The sequence below is a fragment of the Nostoc sp. DSM 114167 genome (assembly GCF_052692655.1).
Genome location: NZ_CP195116.1, coordinates 4,513,582 through 4,531,770 on the forward strand (window position 1 = coordinate 4,513,582; position 18,189 = coordinate 4,531,770).

Consider the following 18,189-nt stretch of genomic DNA (forward strand, 5'->3'; position numbering starts at 1 on the left):
TTTAAATCATCATCGTAATTGTTCGCACAATAATCCCACTAATAAAAGAGGGATTTTTAATTATTGAGGGGTAAAGTATTAAGCTGTGTTGAACAGAACCAAGTTATTAACAGGCTGAAAAATTACTCCTTAGCTGTGTAAGTTTATAAATTCGTGCATGATATCATTATAATGAGAAATTATCCGGCTATAATCAAAGTTTTCTCGAACATATTCTAAAATTTGTGCACGATAATATTGGTTTTTCTCAATCATCTCGCTAATTGTATCGGTAACAATTTTGTGAGCTTCTGCTGTGGTGTCAGTTAAAATATTATCTGGCAAAATTTTAATGAATTCTTGGTGATGCAAATTAGCGCTAGCAGATTCGGAAACAACTATACATAAACCTGCTGCCATTGCTTCTAATACTACGAGTGGTGCAACTTCTCCTTCACTAATTAAAACTAAACAGCTATAATCTGTGAGCCGAGAATAAACCTGTTCTAAACTCCATACACCTAAATATTTTGTGGTTGTTCCTTGAATAAAATCAGGATCGTCTAGAGGACCAACAAAATCTATTGCAATCTTTCCATTTATAATTTTTGCCAGTAATTTCTGCTGTTTTCTTGGCTGAATCCAACCTAAACAAATAGCTTTATTATTCCCTTGAGGTTGAAAATTTACTTTCTGAGTATCAATACCATTTACTTGCACTGCGATGTATCCAGAATACCCTGCGTTCAAGAAAAAATCTTTTGTTAAATGAGAAAGAGCAATTATTCCAGGTGCATTAAAATAATGTTGATATGCTTCTCTAAATTCCTCATTCCATTTATCTGTTTTAAACAAATAACCATCATGGCAGGTAAAACAATACTTCTGTTTAAGGTTTCGATTAAACTCGCTGACAAAGCTGTAGGCGTGTAAATGCACAAAATCATAATTATTATTATTAATATATTCTATAACTTCGTTAACATCTTTCTTGTTTAAGATATCGGCTTGATGTCCAATTGTTTCTAAAAAATTTTTGTATTCAGTTATCACAGTTAAAACAGAATGTGATAGAGGGGGTTCAGGGATATAACCCCAAGCTACGAGGGCAATTTTCATAAAAAAGCTTTAGTTTTATAATCAGGAGAATGACTTGGTTATTATAAGCTATTTTCGATTGTATTTATAATGCGATCGCATTTATTTTAAGCTTGGCTGAAAATGACAATTTAGCGTTCCTGAAAGATTTTCTTTTCCAATCCTTGCTCGGTTGCAAGAGGTAAGTGTTGCTCTACTTATCTCGTAAGTAAGCAGTCTGGAAGGTTAGGTTTGTGATTTTTGAATCGATGCTCTGCTCTAATTGCCGCAGTCCCACACTAGAGGCGATTACCTTTATTTGGATATTCGAGTTGGTCTTAGTATTAACTATTGAACCATAGTATGTTACTGTTAATGCTAATTTCCGTAATTTATAGGAGTTACGCAAAAATTGCTAAAAAGCTTAATTTATCGAACCGCCAAGAGCGCCGAGAATTCGTAGAGTGTGCGTAAGTCCTAATTTAATTGGTAAAGCTAACAAAATTAGTACATAATTAATCTTGGGAGAAAAATTAATAATGGCAAATACTAATGAAGTTGTTCAAAATATCTCTTTGTCTAGTTGGGACTATATTTCACCTGAATTTGAAATAGTTTATCCTGATTCAGCTTTCCCCAATATGGTTATTGGAGACATTAATAACTGTTATTGGTCTTATTTACGTCGAGATATTCCCCATAAATGGTATGTGGATATAGATGAGCCATTTATAGGGTTCCTCAATAGAGATGAAGCACATATTTTATATAATACGGCACTCAGATTTTCCGGAAAAAAAGCTTTAGAAATTGGTTGTTTGCGCGGTTGGTCTGCCTGTCATCTGGCATTGGGTGGAGTGGAATTAGATGTAATCGATCCTTTTCTAGTCAGAGAAGATGTTTATGAAAGTGTAAGTAATTCCCTACGATTTGCTAATGTTCTTGACTCAGTTAATTTAGTAGCTGGTTATAGCCCACAAAGGGTAGAAGAGTTAGCTAAAGAATTACAACACAAGTGGTCATTAATTTTCATTGATGGCGATCATGAAGCACCTGCTCCGCTTAATGATACGATTGTTTGTGAACCATTGGCAGAGGACGATGCTTTAATTTTGTTCCATGATTTAACTTCCCCTGATGTAGCACAAGGTTTAGACTACTTAAAGCAAAAAGGTTGGAATACAATCATTTACCAAACTATGCAAATTATGGGCGCTGCTTGGCGAGGAAATGTTGAACCAGTAAAACATCAGCCAGATCCGAAAATTAATTGGAATTTACCAAAGCATTTAGAACATTATTCTGTGAGTGGATTATGACTGTTTAACCACAAGCGGATCTGATTTTAACTTCATGGGGATGCGCGATCGCTAATATTCCTGCATCCCCATCTAAAGTTACCTCTACACCCACTGGTAAGGCTGCATTGGGATTATCGTGGCCAAAAGGCAAATCGGAGACAATGGGAATCCCTAAATCGCCCAGGCGATCGCGCAATACTTCTTCTACGCTAAAACTAGATATAGTTGGCGGCGCTTCACAGCGAGTAAAACCGCCCAATGCAATACCGCAGACTTGAGACAAAGCACCGCTCAAACGCCACTGCGTCAGCATCCTATCGATGCGATAAGGTGCTTCGGTAACATCCTCGAAGGCCAGAATTACACCATCAAGATGTGGCAGGATTGGTGTACCCAAAAGGTGAGTAGCCACTGTGAGATTACCTGGCAATAAAGTACCATGAACCACACCACCACCCCAACCGCAACCTTTGAGAGGGGTAAAAGAACCACCTTCTACCCAATCAAATAATCGCTTAATTGACCAATCTGACTCATCTGCTAAAGTTGTCATTACCGGGCCGTGAACGCCGGAAATTCCTGCTGTATAAAGGCTCCATAATAAAGCTGTGATATCAGAAAAGCCTATGAGCCACTTGGGAGGCTCTGAATTTGCCCAATTCCAATTTTCTAAGATGCGGGTGCTGCCAAAACCACCTCTGGCACAGAGAATACCACGACAATCAGGATCTTGCCATGCTGCTGCTAGCTGTTGACGGCGGGTTTCATCTTTTCCAGCTAGATAACCCCATTTGTCATCTATCTGTGGGCTGATTTCTAGTTGATAGCCACGCGATCGCCAAATTTCTAGACTCTGTTTAAATTCTTCAAATTCTCGCAAAGCACCACTAGGGGCAATTACTCGTAATAAGTCTCCAGGTTTTAGGAGCGGTGGTAAGATTTTGGCTGGCATGAAAAAAGTTATGAGTGAAAAGTATAATAGACTTCTTGCAGAAGTAGGGTGCATGTTAAGGGTTAAAGGGTAAAGGTATGGAATTTTCCCAAACCCAGTAACCTTTAACATGCACCCCAATATCTTGCCAAAGTTACTTTTGCAAGATGTCTAATATTAACAATGCTGCAACTGTGTTAACAACACAACAACTTCATCAATTGCCTGCCGTATAACTGTTGCAGATTGATCCGACTGATTGACGATAATACTAAAAACTAGCGGCTCATATTTCGGCGCATTCAGATATCCAGATAGAGAAACTACACCCGTTAACGTACCTGTTTTTGCTTGCACAATGCCCTCAGCAGGTGTATCTTGAAAGCGGCCTTTCAGAGTTCCACTTTTAGCCGCGACGGGTAAAGATGCGCGATATATAGATGCTGTTGGGGTTTTTGCCATTCCCCGCAGAATTTGGACAAAAGCTTCTGGTGTCACTAAGTTACGACGTGATAAACCTGAACCATCGACCAAAATGTAATTAGCTGGATCGATCCCCAATTTAGTTAAACTTGCTTTGACAACTTCTAAACCGACATCAGCAGTAGTCTGATTTTTAAGTCTAGTCTTTTTCACAGCTAATGCTCTCAGCAATGCTTCAGCATAAAGATTATTACTATTTAAATTAGTTTCTGCTAATAATTCAGCTAAAGGTGGCGACTCTACAAATGCTATTTCCTGTTGATTCACACCACCATTTACTACTAATGTCTGTCCCAAAGTAATTTTTTCTGTTGCTAAGACAGTACGGAAACGTCGTAAGAAGTAATAATTTGGGTCAACTACAGGTAAATCTATTAAAGATTCTTCAGAATTCGTTGTCAGTTGTCCTTGAATTCGTAATACTGTTCCTGATAATTCGCGGGTGACATTGACGTAGCTCGGTTGATTTTGAGGGACGGTTACTGACTGATTAATTATCCGCCACTGTTTTGCTTCGCCAGGATCGATCCACAGCACTTGCAAAGATTTACCTACAGCCTGTGGTGCAAGTTTAAAGCTAAAAATATTTTTATTCAGAATAAAGCTGCTAACTGGTACGCCATCACTTGATTGCACATCTTCCCATTGCCAGGTGGGGTTAACAATATCACCTTGAATATAACTATCATCAGCACTCAACTGCTGAATTTGAGTAATACCTTTCTGTTTTAACTGCTGTGCCAATTTTTGCAGTTCAGTATCACTTAAACTCGGATCTCCCCTGCCGACAACACGTAAAATACCATTGCCATTCTGATAAATAGAGGTGCGAATCCGAAAATTAGCACCCAATTCCTGCAACGCGGCTGCTGTCGTCAGCAATTTCAGGTTAGACGCAGGAGTAAAATATTTTTGAGCATCTCGACTGTAAAGAGTTGGCCCCGTTGACAGAGGTTGTATCAAAATTCCCCAGCGCCCCCGACTAAATAAGGGACGATTGATTACAGCATCTATAGCTGTTCCCAGTTGGCTAGAGCAAATTGATTTGCTGCTAGTTGTTGGTGCAACTGGGGTTTGTGCTTTCGCAATAGAACTAAATCCTATCTGGCTAGTCAAAAATATTAACAAAACACCCAGTGGTTGATTTAAAGTCTTAAGTCTCACCAATTTTCCTTATCCCAAAGACAGATATTTTTACTTTGCAAACAATTTCTTTCCGGAGAGAGAAGAATTGGCTCAGTAAAGTTACTTAATTAGTATAGGGAAGATGTTCACATGTTTCATACATAGGCGATGTCTACGACGGGCTGCGCCTACGCATAAACATAATTTATGGGACTACAAAATCGAAACCTAAGTCAACCTGCATATACAGAAATACGAAATCGAGGCAATGGTGTGAGTACATTTTTATCTGGTGTAGCTGTATTACTCTCTACTTTGGCTTTGGGATGTAGCGGCTATGTAGCTTATGAAGTTTTTATGTTACGGCAAACACTAAATACTACTAGTACAGCCAGTAACACCATTCCCACTCAAGTCCCAAGTCCTACAGCTACAACTTCTCCACAAGCAACTGTCTCACCATCCCCAGCTAGTGCTACAACATCAGCAATTAGTCCTGGCCAATTTGTGCAGCCTGCTTTTGGCAAAAAGGCAGAAGTTGAGTTACTTTCAGCAAAACGAATTAAAGACCCAGAAACTGGAAACCGTGATGTGGTAAATCTGCAAATGCGGATTCGTCGCCTTGCCACAGACGGAGTTGTTGGTAGCGATATTATCTCGGTAGCTAGTACAACAGCCCGCAATCCTGAAACTAGCGTAACCTACAAAGGAGTTGCTCTTAATCGCTCAACAGGAAGCGTTTCTTTGTTCCCAGTACGTCCACAAGCCTCCGCAGATGCTTATATCTGGCTAAGAGTTCCCGATGGTGTTAATAACTTGGACATTTTTGTGCCAGATACAGCCGCATTTAAAAACGTACCAATTTCACCTTAGCTAGCTAACTGATATCAAATAACTCCCCATCTAGGGGAGTCATTAGTCGTTGATTGTACAAGATAATGCTTTACTTCTCTAAACAGTAAGCCTGCAACTGTAAGCAGCAGTCTGAGAGATAACCAAATTTTCAAAACTTTTTTTTAATTACTTTATCTTTGACTTCATTAGTGTTGCTTATGACTGCGGTTGAATTTATTTATTAATCATTGGTAAGAGCGTATTCCAAAATAATTTTAAATATTCTAAATAAATCATAATTCTAACATCACATGGTTAACTAACAGATAACAGGGGATTCTAATTAGTATCAATTGTCCAGCATAGAAAAGAACCGGATGCACTAATATCAGCAGTTTTACAGCATAACTGTAATTTTCAGCAGTAATCAGGGAAATATAAGTTTGATTAACTTTGCAATTATCGTAATGCTGATTCAGAGTGTTATCAGAAATGTTAACTCAAGGTTAAGGATTTAAACTATGTTGGCAATACATAGCATGACAAATGCTAATAATTTGAACTTGCAATTAGAGTCCACTTTGCAAGAATTACCACTTTGGTCTGTTTACGTCGAAGCAGATAGTCCAGCAAATGATTTGAATACACTCTTTAAGCAAGAGCCTTTACTACCAGGAATTATCCTGGTGAAAAATCATGACTATCTGGGGATGATTTCTCGACAAAGATTTTTTGAACACATGAGTCGTCCTTATAGTTTCCCACTATTTTCTAAACGGCCTGCAATTAATCTGATTAACTTTCTTCAGCCAGATGTGTGTATAATTTCTGAGAATACACTCATTGTAGAAGCAAATAAGCTAGCTTTGCAGCGAGAACCTCAATTTGTATATGAGCCGATTTTAATAGAAACTCAGTTAGGTAGTTATAAGCTCCTCGATTTCCATCATTTACTTTTAGCTTATTCCCAAATTCATATTTTAACATTAGCTCAACTAGAAAAAGTAGAAGAACAATCTAGAATTGCTAAAGTAGGTTTTCGTAACCTTAAGAATAACTATGCGCGATTAATTCAAAATGAAAAAATGGCTGCTTTGGGACAACTTGTTGCTGGCATTGCACACGAAATCAATAACCCTGTGAACTTTATTGCTGGCAACCTTGTTTATGCACTCAACTACACTCAAGATTTACTACAATTAATTAGCTTATACCAACACCATTATCCTACACCAGTAGCAGAAATTGAAGCTGCGATCGCAGAAATGGAACTAGAATTTTTAACTGCTGATTACCTCAAGCTTCTTGATTCTATGAAGTTTGGTACTGAGCGTATCCAAGAGATAGTTCTTTCATTACGCAATTTCTCTCGCCTTGATGAATCTGATAAAAAGATAGTTGATATTCATGAAGGTATTGATAGTACTCTAATAATATTACAAAGCCGTCTCGTAAATCAGCAAATAGGTCAGATAATTACTATTGATAAACAATATGGAAAACTCCCTTTAGTAGAATGCTATGCTGGGTTAATAAATCAAGTATTTATGAATATTCTCACAAATGCAATTGATGCTATCTCCGAAAATTTGGAATCAGCTTATTCAAATCTAAAATCACCTTTAATTCGTATTCGTACTGAAGTCACAGACAATCAGCAAGTAGTTATTAGCATTGCCGATAATGGTATAGGAATTCCCAAAGATATACAAAAGCGATTATTTGACCCTTTCTTCACTACTAAACCCGTCGGTAAAGGCACTGGATTGGGGCTATCTATCAGCTATCAAATTGTTGTAGAAAAACATTGTGGTCAACTGCAATGTATATCTAGCGTAAAAGAAGGAACCGAGTTTATTATTACAATTCCTGTCAAACTTAATTCCGGAAAAGTTAGTTAAAAAATCTCTATTTTGGGTAAATAATAATCGCTCAAGGATATTTTACCTTTTTGTTCGGCTACTACGACGCGTAGGTGGCTGTGGTGGAGGTGGTTCTTGAGATTTTAGCTTGTCATCATCAGTTAAAAACTCTACATGAAAACCCTTTTGGTGATAGTGCCAACCCAAGATGACAATGCTAGCATCACCCATAGAAGTCTTTTCTACAGCTTGATTGGGGAATTTAGCGGCTAAGTTTTTCAATTCTTCTTCTTCCCAAAGAACAATTTGCTCACGGAACTTTGCCCAAGGTGTAGTCTCATCAGCTGCATCAGTCATAATTTCGGCAAATTTTTGAGCTGCTATACGTTTACTTTCTGAATTAGTTGTTTTAGCCTGTGCAATGTGATTACCCGTTTCTATAACGGCAGCTAAAGGAAGTACCAGCGTTGTTGCTTTGTCGATTTCTACCTGAATTTTTTGATTTACACGCTCAAAATCCCATTCATTATTACCAGCAGTTTCTCTACCTGGAACTTGCAACCAAACGCATAAAAGGGATGTATCGATTAGTAGCACCTTTCTCATATTAGTAACTATTCATTACGAGAAAGGCTTCTTTCAATTGCACCTTTAGTTGTCATATCGCCCAAAGAATATGATGCAAATAACTTAGAGAAATTATCAATATCTTCTAAAAGTGTAAGCTTGCTTTCTCCAGTTTCAGAATCGCGGTGTGCGACAATCACAAAAGGAACTATCTCTGGGCCTAAAGCATCAAGCAAAGCTGGGTTATGGGTAGTAAGTAAAATATCGATTTTTCTTTTTTGACCAATTTCTCGTAGTATCCTTACAAGTAATTCTGCACGCGAGGGATGCAGCCTATTATCTATTTCTTCAATTACTATTTGACTACCTTCAGGTTGAGTAAGTAATGCTGTGAGTATTGCTAGAAAGCTGAGAGTTCCATCTGACATAATTTTAGCCTCTATCAGTCTCATCTCTCCAGGTTTCCATTCTTCTTCACAGTAAAGCATCGCATCAGTGTTAAGTCTACCAACTGGTTCTGCCCATACTTTTTTAATATCCCTTTCTGGTAAATATTTGATGTAGTGAGATAGAGTTAATTCTACTTCATTTTTTCGTTCTTCAGTTAATGCTGCTAAGACACCAGCAATGTTAGAGCCATCACTTTCCAACTTGTCAGATAGTGGTGAATAATTTTGTATTTTAGAAGGAATAGATTCCAAAATAAATATATTTTCTAGACTTTGAGAAACAACATTAATTGCTTCAACCATTTTCATAGAAAGCCCTATCAACTGGCTAAGTATAGACCGATTGCGCCTAAACTCTTGTGATTTTATAATATTTGTATCATATAAATGTACAGTAATATTGGGAGTATTAGATGATGGGTTATCTGTTTGGAATAATTTTTCTATATATGGTTCTTCATTCTTATTCAAGCTATGTTTAATTAGTGTTAAAGACTCATCTAAAAGCTGCGTATGCGGTTTAGTTTCCACAGTAATAGTGTAGAGGTAATCAGCTTTAGTATACTTTCCATTTACTAACACGTTGAGCGTAAATTTAGTTTCTGGTTTAAGTGCTGCCCATTCTACACCACCTCGAATAGAACTAAGCGTTTTATCTCCTGCTAACGCCGCTTCAATATTCTCACCTCGTCCTATTCTTTGTAAAAATTCCAAAGCTTCAACCATATTAGACTTACCACTTGCATTTGTCCCAATCACAACAGTCAATGGGTCAAGTGGAAGCTCTGCATAACGGAAACTTTTCCAATTTTCTAAGATGAGTTGCTTAAGCATGATCAGCTCCAAAACTCTACCTACCTAAATTTAGCTCCTATCAGTGGCGTTGGCAAAGCCCAACCCAGGCATCGCACAATTTTTTCATCCTTCAACATCCCACCCAAAAAATAGAAAAACCAGCAGACAAAGTAAAAAATTGCGTCATTACTCTATCTCACTGGCTAAATTTCACTATGCTTTTGGCGATTTATTTTTCTGGCGGTAAATCTACACTGTAAACAGTCTCCCCAGCCAAGTTACGCAATGTTACCGTCATCACCTTTGTATTTCCATTAATTTTAACTCCTCCAAAGAATTGCAAACCTTCACTTGGCGGTCGATTTGCTTTTGTACCTGGAGGAAGGCTTTGAAATACTAATTGTGGCCCAAAAGTATTTTCTAATTCGTTTGGCCCAAATGTGCCAGAGTTAAGCGGCCCAGCAACGAACTCCCAAAAAGGCTTGAAGTCGGTAAACTGAGCTTTAGCGGGGTTGTAATAGTGGGCTGCTGCGTAATGTACATCAGCAGTTAACCAAACAACATTCTGGATATTTTTGTTTTTGATAAATCGTAGTAAATCGGCAAGTTCTAATTCTCTTCCTAAAGCTGGGCCATCTCCATTCGCCCAAGCTTCAAAATCTGTGCTACCGTCTTTAACTATCAGCCCCAAAGGCATATCACTAGCAATCACTTTCCATGTTGCTTTTGATGACAGCAATTGCCTTTTTAACCATTGCACTTGTTTTCTACTCAAAAAATCTGTTTCTTTACTTGGCACTGGCTGATTATTGGGGGAATTTGGCCCCCGGTAGGTGCGCTCATCCAGCATGAAAACGTCTAGTAATGGGCCATAGTTGAAAGAACGATAAATTTTCGCTTTATCTGGATTATTGCTTGCATATCCAATAGGCAAATATTCTAAAAAGGCTTGTCTTGCCCTTTCGGCTAGCAAGTTAACATCTTTAATTTTATAACGGTCATCGTTAAGGATAATTTGCCCAGGATACCAATTGTTTCTAGTTTCGTGGTCGTCCCACTGTGCCAATATGGGAACTTCAGCATTGAAACGCTTGATATTTTTATCCAGCAAATTATATATATAGTTGCCACGAAATTCTGTGAGAGTTTCTGCTACTTTGGATTTTTCTGGTGTAGTGATATTTCTCCAAATAGTGCCATCGTCTAAAGTCACTTCTGATTGAATCGGGCCATCAGCATAAATATTATCGCCCGAATGGATGAAAAAATCGGGATGAAGTTGGCGCATAGTTTCGTAAATTTTCATCCCACCGAAATCAGGATTAATACCCCATCCCTGACCAGCAGTATCGCCACCCCAAACAAAGAATATATCTCGCCCAGATTTGGGGGGAGTTCGGAAAGTGCCATAAAAAGGAGCGCTGTAAGTGCCTTGATAATCTAAATCTTGGAAAATCACCCGATAAAATAATTTTTGGTCTGCTGGTAGATTCTTCAGATAAAGTCGTGCTGTAAAGTCGCTATCTTTTAAGGCATTAGGCCCCACAACTCGCTGCACATTGCGAAAAGACTCACTGGTAGAATATTCTACGATCATTTTGGCGGGGCGATCGCTCCGACTCCAAATCACGATGCTATCGTTAGATATATCTCCACTTGCTACGCCATAAGGTATGCCAGGACGCATTTTATCAGAGGTGATAATTGCAGGTGCTTCGCCAAAAACTGGTGATTTAGCGACAAAATTTGTGGAAATAATTCCGCCAGCAGTGATAGCTGAATGTAGCAAAAACTGACGCCGATTTAGCTTCAATGGGTGATGATATTCCATACTAAATAACAGCAACCTTTAACTAAAGTATTACAGGATAAGTGTTTACCACACGTTGTTATGTCAACAAGTAAAGATTGAGTTATCTAAGGGTTAATAAAATATATTTAGTTTGATGTAATCAGAATGGTAGTCTTGATTATGAACTGGTGTGAGCAAATTTATCCATGACCGAACAAAAAAGGATACAGGCAACTAAATTTATTTATGAGTTGGTTAATTTTTAATTTTTAATTTTTAATTCGGAGCGAAGCGACGTGACTGCTGCTGTCTTTTTAGAAAACGTCTACAAGTTTTACAACAATGTACCTGTAGTCAATGACCTGTCATTCCAAATTGAAGCAGGAGAGATATTTGCTCTACTTGGCCCAAACGGTGCGGGTAAATCCACCACAATTCGGATGCTGACTACACTTACGAAACCGTCCCAAGGACGCATAGAAGTAGGTGGATACGATGTGATGCGCCAAGCAACGTTGGCAAAACAGAGTATTGGTGTAGTCTTGCAACAAGTCAGTGTGGATAACGATTTAACCGTCTGGGAAAATATGGAACTGCACGGGAGACTACATCACATTAGTAACCCGCAGCGACAAAAATTGATTAATCAATGGCTAGAGTATGTTGAGCTAGCAGAAAAACGTGATGATTTGGTAAAAACCCTGTCTGGGGGTATGAAACGACGGTTGCAGATTGCGAGAGCTTTATTGCATCAACCGCAAATTTTGTTTTTAGATGAACCAACGGTAGGACTAGACCCCCAAACCAGGCGACGCCTCTGGGAAATTATTCGGGATTTAAATAAACAAGGGATGACGATGCTACTGACGACTCATTATATGGATGAGGTCGAATTTTTGTGCGATGCCTTTGGTTCTACCAAGCCAGGACGCATCGGTATTATGGATAGCGGTAAGCTGATTTCTTTGGGAACTTTACAACAGCTGCGTTCTGCTCACGGTGAAGGTTTGGTGATGAAACAATTAGGTGTATCTAATATCGGAAGTGATGGCGCTCGTAATTGGGAATATCTGTTTTTCCCATCATTGCAAGCAGCAAATATCTACTTGAATGAACAGCCCGATAAAACCGGAATGATGGTGCGTCCCTCTAATCTGGAAGATATTTTTGTGGAATTAACGGGACGCCAATTAGATTAACCTCATCCTCCTAACTGCCGCAGCATGGCTTCTACCCGTTCTACGCCATCTGAGTCATTGCGCCGTTTGTACAAGTCACGGGCTTTCTGAAGCAAGCTGTTTGCTTGTTTGGCTTGTCGTCGCTGTTTATACATCGAACCCATCAACTCATAAGTTTGGGCATTGTTTTTATCCAAGTCGATTGCTTGTTGGTATGCCCAGGTAGCAGCATTATAGTCTCCCATACGCGATTGCGTCACAGCCAATCCTAAATAGGCGTTGACGTTGTTACGGTTCAACTGTATGGCACGACGATAACCTTCCTTTGCCCCACGCGTGTCACCCAAATTGGCTTTGATGTAACCCACAGCGTAGTAAAAATCACTATTGTTTGGGCTGATTCCGATCGCTTTACGATAAGCTGCTAATGCTGCCTGGTAATTTCCCTGTTGAGCGTATAAATACCCAATACCTGAATGGATTTTAGCATTCTTGGGATCTATACTAGCTGCTTGCTGATAAACAGCGATCGCACCACCATAATCCCCAGCATTCACTAACCTCCGTCCTTCCTCCAGTAATTGCTTTAACTCTGGGTTTTTGGCTTGCGCCACTAATACCTGAGCCTGAGCTACTGAAGGTATGGTGAAAGTAAAACATCCTAGTAACACCACACTAAACACGAATGATGTTGGCTTGTACACAGTAAATTTCCTGAAATTTTAGAGGACTTTTTTCTTGTACATTAAAACAAAAATATGGACTTTTGAAAACTGTATTTCTTCGTATTGATTCAGATGTTAATAGTTCATTTTCTTTTCTTTTACATTTAGCACTACATAACAGAGTTTTTACTGAAGAATGAAGTGTCAGCGATTCCAGGCAGATGAAGATACCTACATATAAACTCGTACTATAGCAAAACTACACATTTTTTAATCAGTAGTTATACGTGTTACCTAGAAAAACTCAACAGAAATCTGACTTAATCCTAGATTCTGATACAGCAAGCTTATAGGTTTTTAAATTTATTCCTATTTTTATTTCATTTCAGAGTTTGCTGACTCTGTATCCAAAGTTATGACATTTTTAATCCTTGATATTAGCCTTTGAGAAGTTATCATCCAGGCATTTACATCCTTTTTTGGTCATTCAAAGATAAGATAAATTTAAACTGTCAAATGTTGCATTAATCTGTTTAGGACAAGACTAACCCCAAAGTGCAATCTAAAATTGGATGAGAGGATGTTTGTCAAACCTGTATTCTGTAATAATAGTGACAATTATTCAAGTGTTTATCAAAATACTGTAATAATAAATATTAAGATATATCCCATATAGGAGGTTAATTTATGATTATAACTACCACTGATGTCATTCAAGGAGCCGTGATTGAATCATATTTAGGCATTGTGACAGCAGAAGTCGTCTACGGCAGCAATTTCTTACGAGATTTTTTGGCTGGGATTCGAGATATTATCGGTGGACGCACTGGTAGCTATGAGCGTCTATTTGAGCAGGGTCAACGCAAGGCACTAGAAGAATTAGAACAACGCGCACAACGTTTAGGAGCAAATGCTGTAATTGGGATTGAAATTGATACTGGCACAATAAATGTTGACCAGTCAGGAGTGCTTTTGCTGATTACTGCCACAGGCACTGCTGTGAGGATGCGTTAGTTTTTGATGATTTTTACTTTTGACATTCATTACACAGCTTTAGTTAGATTAAGGCTAATGGCATACATCTTTAAAGCTGGTTTATGATAGCTAGCTAATAGTTATATCTTAAGTTAAGAGTTTTTAGATGGAAATTTTAGAAAAAATACATAAATAAACACTAAATTATATTAAAAATTGTTAAACAAAGTTTGTTTTTTTCTGGCTAAAGATAGACGTATTAAATCTTTCTATCGATAGAGATTAAAACAGAACATTTAGTTATTTAATTTGAAGCATAAAGATGAATATACCCGAGCAGAAACGTTGCTGAAATAGCACTGGAGAAAATAAGCGATGTCATACGTAAATCGGACAGGAAATGACGTTATATCTACCGATCCTGTGGTAGCAGGTCGAGTAGCTGAATATCACGACCGTGTTCGCTGGGGGCCAATTATTGCTGGTTTGTTGGTTTCTTTGGCTACACAATTAATTTTGAGTGCGATAATTGGTGCGTTTGCGGCAGGTGCAGTTGAAAGTTCAGGTGCGCCTAGAACAATTGCTCCTAACGCTGCAGGTAATGCGGGGCTTTGGTCAACTATCGCTCTACTAATTTCCCTGTTTACTGGTGGTTGGGTTACAACCCGTGCTTGTGGGCCGATGAACCGCAATACAGCTCTTCTGAACGGCGCAATTCTTTGGGCAACGACTTTGGCAGTTAGCTCATGGCTTTTAGCAAGTGGAGTATCTGGTGCTTTTGGTGTTGCTGCTTCTAACGCTGGGGAAGTCATAAACCAGGTACAACAGCAAGGTGGTGTTAATGTACCACAAGCAAATATAAGTGCCCAACAAGCTCGTGATGCAGCAGCTAATTTACGTTCGGGATTGTGGTGGTTTGTGTTTGGTTCTTTGTTGGGTTTAATAGCCTCAATGATTGGAGCTGTAACTGGCGCTCGTAGTCCTCGGACTAACACTTACAATACTTAAATAATTGTTTGAAAAATCAAATGTTATTTATTTTTTAATAAAAGCACCTTTTGCAAGGTGTTTTTTGTTTATTATTTCAGGTTGGCGTTTCTAGTACAACACGTGTCAACATATCTTCTTATCTGTGAATATCGCGCTTCTAAAAAACATTGCTGTTATTTAAAAGCGCGATATTTTTATGGTTATTTTTTTCTAAGTAAATGCAACGCCAAATTTTACTACCGCAGATTACCATTTCAGATATGAACCTTCAATGCCCTGCTCGCGACGAATTTTGCCATCTTTTTCAAACCAGGCAATTACTTGCTGTGCTGTCAAATCTTCAATAGCAACACCGTACTCTTGGGCAATATGTTTCAAAAGCTTCAGTGATGAAATTGTCAATCTTGTTAAAAACTTTTCTGGGGAAGACAACAACGCCGCATCTACTTTTGCTGACTCTTCCAGGGTTAAAAATTGTGTTGATGGTTGCTGTGGTGATACATCCATAAATGAAAAAATGAAATGCTATCTCAAAGTTAGTTGGGTATTAGTTATTAAAAAAATGACAAATACTTCGACTTCGCTCAGTACAAGTGACAAAGGACAAAGGACTAATGACTAATGACGAATTTGTACTAAATAGCCACAACGATGTTGACCATCAATAATCCAGTGGGTGCGTTCTACGATACAATCTGGTAATACGGCAGCAAACATTTCTAATTCGTGACCGCAGATACTAGGAAAAGATTCGGCAACATTAGAAATAGCACAGTTATGCTCCATTAAGATAAAGCGATCGCACTCAAAGGAGTCACTCACATCAACAGGATGATACTCCGCCATGAAGCCTTCCGCTTTTCTCAACTCGACTAAGTTGGCTACCCGTTCTCGCAGCGAACCATTACCGACGCGATCGCGGTATTCTTTGGCTTTGCGCTGCCACTGTTTCTCTAAAATCGATTTAAATTGATCGTGTCCTACCGTTTCGGCTAAGGTGTCTAGCAGCGAAACCGCAAAATTCCCGCTTGCATCACCAAAGCGATCGCTCATTGTTCGGTGCAAGCGATCGCGTCCCTGACGACTCAGCTGATAAAGGTGCTGCGGACGCCCCATCCCCGCCGCCTGCACTGATGTTGAATACAAAACTAGCTCCTCCGTCTCCAAATCTTTGAGATGGCGACGAATTGCTTGAGGGGTAACGTCTAAAACTTCAGCTAGCTCCAAAGCCGTTGCTTTTTCGTGTTTGTGCAGATATTCTAGGATATCTTGCTTGGTTGAGGACTGGTGGGTAGTCGCCATCTTCTGGTGCGAAACGTTCAGCGAACGTCCCAAAAATTTATTTGAAAATTTGACCGTGCCGATTTTGGATTTTGGATTTTGGACTTCGACTTCGCCCTTCGGCTACGCTCAGGACAAGCTCAGTCGAACGATTTTGGATTAAAAAAGTTTTCTGGTATGTGCCCCACTACGCGATCGTCAATCTAAAATCCTTGAGCCAAGCACCCTTGTGACCTCTTTCAATCCCAAATTGCAAATCTAAAATCCAAAATTGTTTGACTTTGACAACATTGTTGTTGTTAATTTAGCGTAAAATGAAGATAGATTAAACAACATAGCTGTTGTTTTACTCTCCACCACTATTCTAGCAGCCGTGTAACCATTCCGTAACGGGAGATGGGAATCGGTTAGCCGCAGCCCGTCTCCCATCCTAAAAGAGTTCCGAACACGAGAGATTATTACTGATGAGTGCCACTGTCAAAACCTTAGTCAACCAACCTTACAAGTACGGCTTTGTCACCGATATTGAAGCCGACACAATTGAGCGTGGACTAAACGAGGACGTTATCCGCTTGATCTCCTCTAAGAAGAACGAGCCGCAGTTCATGCTGGACTTTCGCCTCAGAGCTTATCGCCAGTGGCAAAAAATGACGGAACCAACTTGGCCCAATGTCAAGTATCCGCCAATTAATTATCAGGATATTATTTATTACTCAGCGCCAAAACGCAAGAAAGAAAAGCTCAACAGCTTGGATGAAGTCGATCCAACCCTTTTAGAAACCTTTGAAAAGTTAGGCATTTCCCTATCTGAACAGAAACGACTGGCAAATGTCGCTGTCGATGCAATTTTCGATAGCGTTTCTGTCGCTACTACATTTAAAGAAAAGCTAGCGGAAGATGGGGTTATTTTCTGCTCAATTTCTGAAGCGTTGCAAGAACACCCAGAATTGATCCAAAAATACTTGGGTAGCGTTGTTCCTGTAGCTGACAACTACTTTGCCGCTTTGAATGCCGCCGTTTTTAGCGATGGTTCTTTTGTCTATATTCCTAAAGGCGTAAAATGTCCGATGGAACTGTCTACCTACTTCCGCATCAACTCTGGTGATACGGGACAATTTGAGCGGACTTTGATTGTCGCCGAAGAAGGTAGTTATGTTTCTTATCTTGAAGGTTGCACCGCACCAATGTATGACAGCAACCAGTTACACGCCGCCGTTGTGGAACTTGTCGCTCTGGATAACGCGGAAATTAAATATTCCACCGTGCAAAATTGGTACGCTGGAGATGCCAATGGTAAAGGCGGTATTTACAACTTTGTCACCAAGCGCGGTTTGTGTCAGGGCGTTAATTCCAAGATTTCCTGGACTCAAGTAGAAACAGGTTCGGCAATTACTTGGAAATATCCTAGCTGTGTGTTGGTGGGTGATAACTCTGTGGGTGAGTTTTACTCGGTGGCGCTGACAAATAATATGCAGCAAGCTGATACGGGTACAAAGATGATTCACGTAGGTAAAAATACCCGTAGTACAATTATTTCTAAAGGAATCTCCGCAGGTAATTCTAGTAATAGCTATCGGGGTTTAGTGAAAGTTAATCCGACGGCTAAAAACGCGAGAAATTATTCCCAGTGCGACTCGATGCTGATTGGGGATAATGCTCATGCTAATACTTTCCCTTATATCCAGGTGCAAAATAATACTGGGAAGGTGGAGCATGAAGCTTCTACTTCTAAGATTGGGGAAGATCAGTTATTTTACTTTGCTCAACGGGGTATTTCAGCAGAAGATGCCATTTCGATGATGGTTAGCGGCTTCTGTAAGGATGTTTTCAATCAGCTACCGATGGAGTTTGCTGTAGAAGCTGATAAGTTGTTGAGTTTGAAGTTGGAAGGCAGTGTTGGATAAA

At 39.3% G+C, this 18,189-nt stretch carries 16 protein-coding genes; 7 read left to right on the forward strand and 9 right to left on the reverse strand.

The window, feature by feature from the left end:
* Nucleotides 1-129 precede the first annotated feature (129 nt).
* The gene (locus tag NSTC731_RS19335) at nt 130-1,098 is read right to left on the reverse strand and encodes a glycosyltransferase (protein ID WP_445626357.1); all 969 of its coding nucleotides are present in this window, start codon (nt 1,096-1,098) and stop codon (nt 130-132) included.
* Nucleotides 1,099-1,595: 497 nt separating this feature from the next.
* Between NSTC731_RS19335 and NSTC731_RS19340 the strand changes: the two genes are divergently transcribed.
* Complete coding sequence (locus NSTC731_RS19340) at nt 1,596-2,375, forward strand: class I SAM-dependent methyltransferase (protein WP_445626358.1); 780 nt, start codon at nt 1,596-1,598, stop codon at nt 2,373-2,375.
* A gap of 4 nt (nt 2,376-2,379) precedes the next feature.
* Here the strand turns inward: NSTC731_RS19340 and NSTC731_RS19345 are convergent, their stop codons facing one another.
* Both NSTC731_RS19345 and dacB read right to left on the reverse strand, forming a co-directional pair.
* Entirely contained in the window at nt 2,380-3,309 is a 930-nt protein-coding gene (locus NSTC731_RS19345; protein ID WP_445626359.1) for a S66 peptidase family protein, read from the reverse strand.
* Nucleotides 3,310-3,465: 156 nt separating this feature from the next.
* A complete protein-coding gene (dacB, locus tag NSTC731_RS19350; protein WP_445626360.1) occupies nt 3,466-4,935 on the reverse strand; it encodes a D-alanyl-D-alanine carboxypeptidase/D-alanyl-D-alanine endopeptidase in 1,470 nt (489 codons plus the stop codon).
* Nucleotides 4,936-5,169: 234 nt separating this feature from the next.
* Here dacB and NSTC731_RS19355 point away from each other — a divergent pair, with 234 nt between their 5' ends.
* Together NSTC731_RS19355 and NSTC731_RS19360 are read left to right on the forward strand one after the other, a co-directional pair.
* On the forward strand, nt 5,170-5,769 hold the full coding sequence (locus NSTC731_RS19355; RefSeq protein WP_445632127.1) for a hypothetical protein: 600 nt from the start codon (nt 5,170-5,172) through the stop codon (nt 5,767-5,769).
* 482 nt (nt 5,770-6,251) lie between these two features.
* A complete protein-coding gene (locus NSTC731_RS19360) occupies nt 6,252-7,631 on the forward strand; it encodes a sensor histidine kinase (protein WP_445626361.1) in 1,380 nt (459 codons plus the stop codon).
* Between the two features lie 42 nt (nt 7,632-7,673).
* On the opposite strand, the gene NSTC731_RS19365 is transcribed toward NSTC731_RS19360, so the two are convergent.
* From NSTC731_RS19365 to NSTC731_RS19375, 3 genes are all read right to left on the reverse strand, one after another.
* Nucleotides 7,674-8,198, reverse strand: coding sequence for a hypothetical protein (locus tag NSTC731_RS19365; RefSeq protein ID WP_445626362.1), 525 nt, complete (start codon nt 8,196-8,198; stop codon nt 7,674-7,676).
* 8 nt (nt 8,199-8,206) lie between these two features.
* Nucleotides 8,207-9,442 carry an AAA family ATPase gene (locus NSTC731_RS19370; protein ID WP_445626363.1) on the reverse strand — a complete coding sequence of 412 codons (1,236 nt, stop codon included), beginning with the start codon at nt 9,440-9,442 and terminating at the stop codon, nt 8,207-8,209.
* Nucleotides 9,443-9,632: 190 nt separating this feature from the next.
* The gene (locus tag NSTC731_RS19375) at nt 9,633-11,234 is read right to left on the reverse strand and encodes an alkaline phosphatase D family protein (RefSeq protein WP_445626364.1); all 1,602 of its coding nucleotides are present in this window, start codon (nt 11,232-11,234) and stop codon (nt 9,633-9,635) included.
* 257 nt (nt 11,235-11,491) lie between these two features.
* Here NSTC731_RS19375 and NSTC731_RS19380 point away from each other — a divergent pair, with 257 nt between their 5' ends.
* A complete protein-coding gene (locus NSTC731_RS19380) occupies nt 11,492-12,394 on the forward strand; it encodes an ABC transporter ATP-binding protein (RefSeq protein WP_445626365.1) in 903 nt (300 codons plus the stop codon).
* Between the two features lie 2 nt (nt 12,395-12,396).
* On the opposite strand, the gene NSTC731_RS19385 is transcribed toward NSTC731_RS19380, so the two are convergent.
* Complete coding sequence (locus NSTC731_RS19385) at nt 12,397-13,077, reverse strand: tetratricopeptide repeat protein (protein WP_445626366.1); 681 nt, start codon at nt 13,075-13,077, stop codon at nt 12,397-12,399.
* Between the two features lie 648 nt (nt 13,078-13,725).
* Here NSTC731_RS19385 and NSTC731_RS19390 point away from each other — a divergent pair.
* Together NSTC731_RS19390 and NSTC731_RS19395 are read left to right on the forward strand one after the other, a co-directional pair.
* On the forward strand, nt 13,726-14,052 hold the full coding sequence (locus NSTC731_RS19390; protein WP_190938994.1) for a YbjQ family protein: 327 nt from the start codon (nt 13,726-13,728) through the stop codon (nt 14,050-14,052).
* 336 nt (nt 14,053-14,388) lie between these two features.
* Nucleotides 14,389-15,021 (forward strand): hypothetical protein, encoded by a 633-nt coding sequence (locus tag NSTC731_RS19395; RefSeq protein ID WP_445626367.1) that lies wholly within the window; start codon nt 14,389-14,391, stop codon nt 15,019-15,021.
* A gap of 228 nt (nt 15,022-15,249) precedes the next feature.
* On the opposite strand, the gene NSTC731_RS19400 is transcribed toward NSTC731_RS19395, so the two are convergent.
* Nucleotides 15,250-15,510, reverse strand: coding sequence for a hypothetical protein (locus NSTC731_RS19400; RefSeq protein WP_322672636.1), 261 nt, complete (start codon nt 15,508-15,510; stop codon nt 15,250-15,252).
* Between the two features lie 111 nt (nt 15,511-15,621).
* Nucleotides 15,622-16,305 (reverse strand): iron-sulfur cluster biosynthesis transcriptional regulator SufR, encoded by a 684-nt coding sequence (gene sufR / locus NSTC731_RS19405; RefSeq protein WP_445626368.1) that lies wholly within the window; start codon nt 16,303-16,305, stop codon nt 15,622-15,624.
* Between the two features lie 443 nt (nt 16,306-16,748).
* Between sufR and sufB the strand changes: the two genes are divergently transcribed.
* Nucleotides 16,749-18,188 carry a Fe-S cluster assembly protein SufB gene (gene sufB / locus NSTC731_RS19410; RefSeq protein ID WP_445626369.1) on the forward strand — a complete coding sequence of 480 codons (1,440 nt, stop codon included), beginning with the start codon at nt 16,749-16,751 and terminating at the stop codon, nt 18,186-18,188.
* Nucleotide 18,189 lies beyond the last annotated feature (1 nt).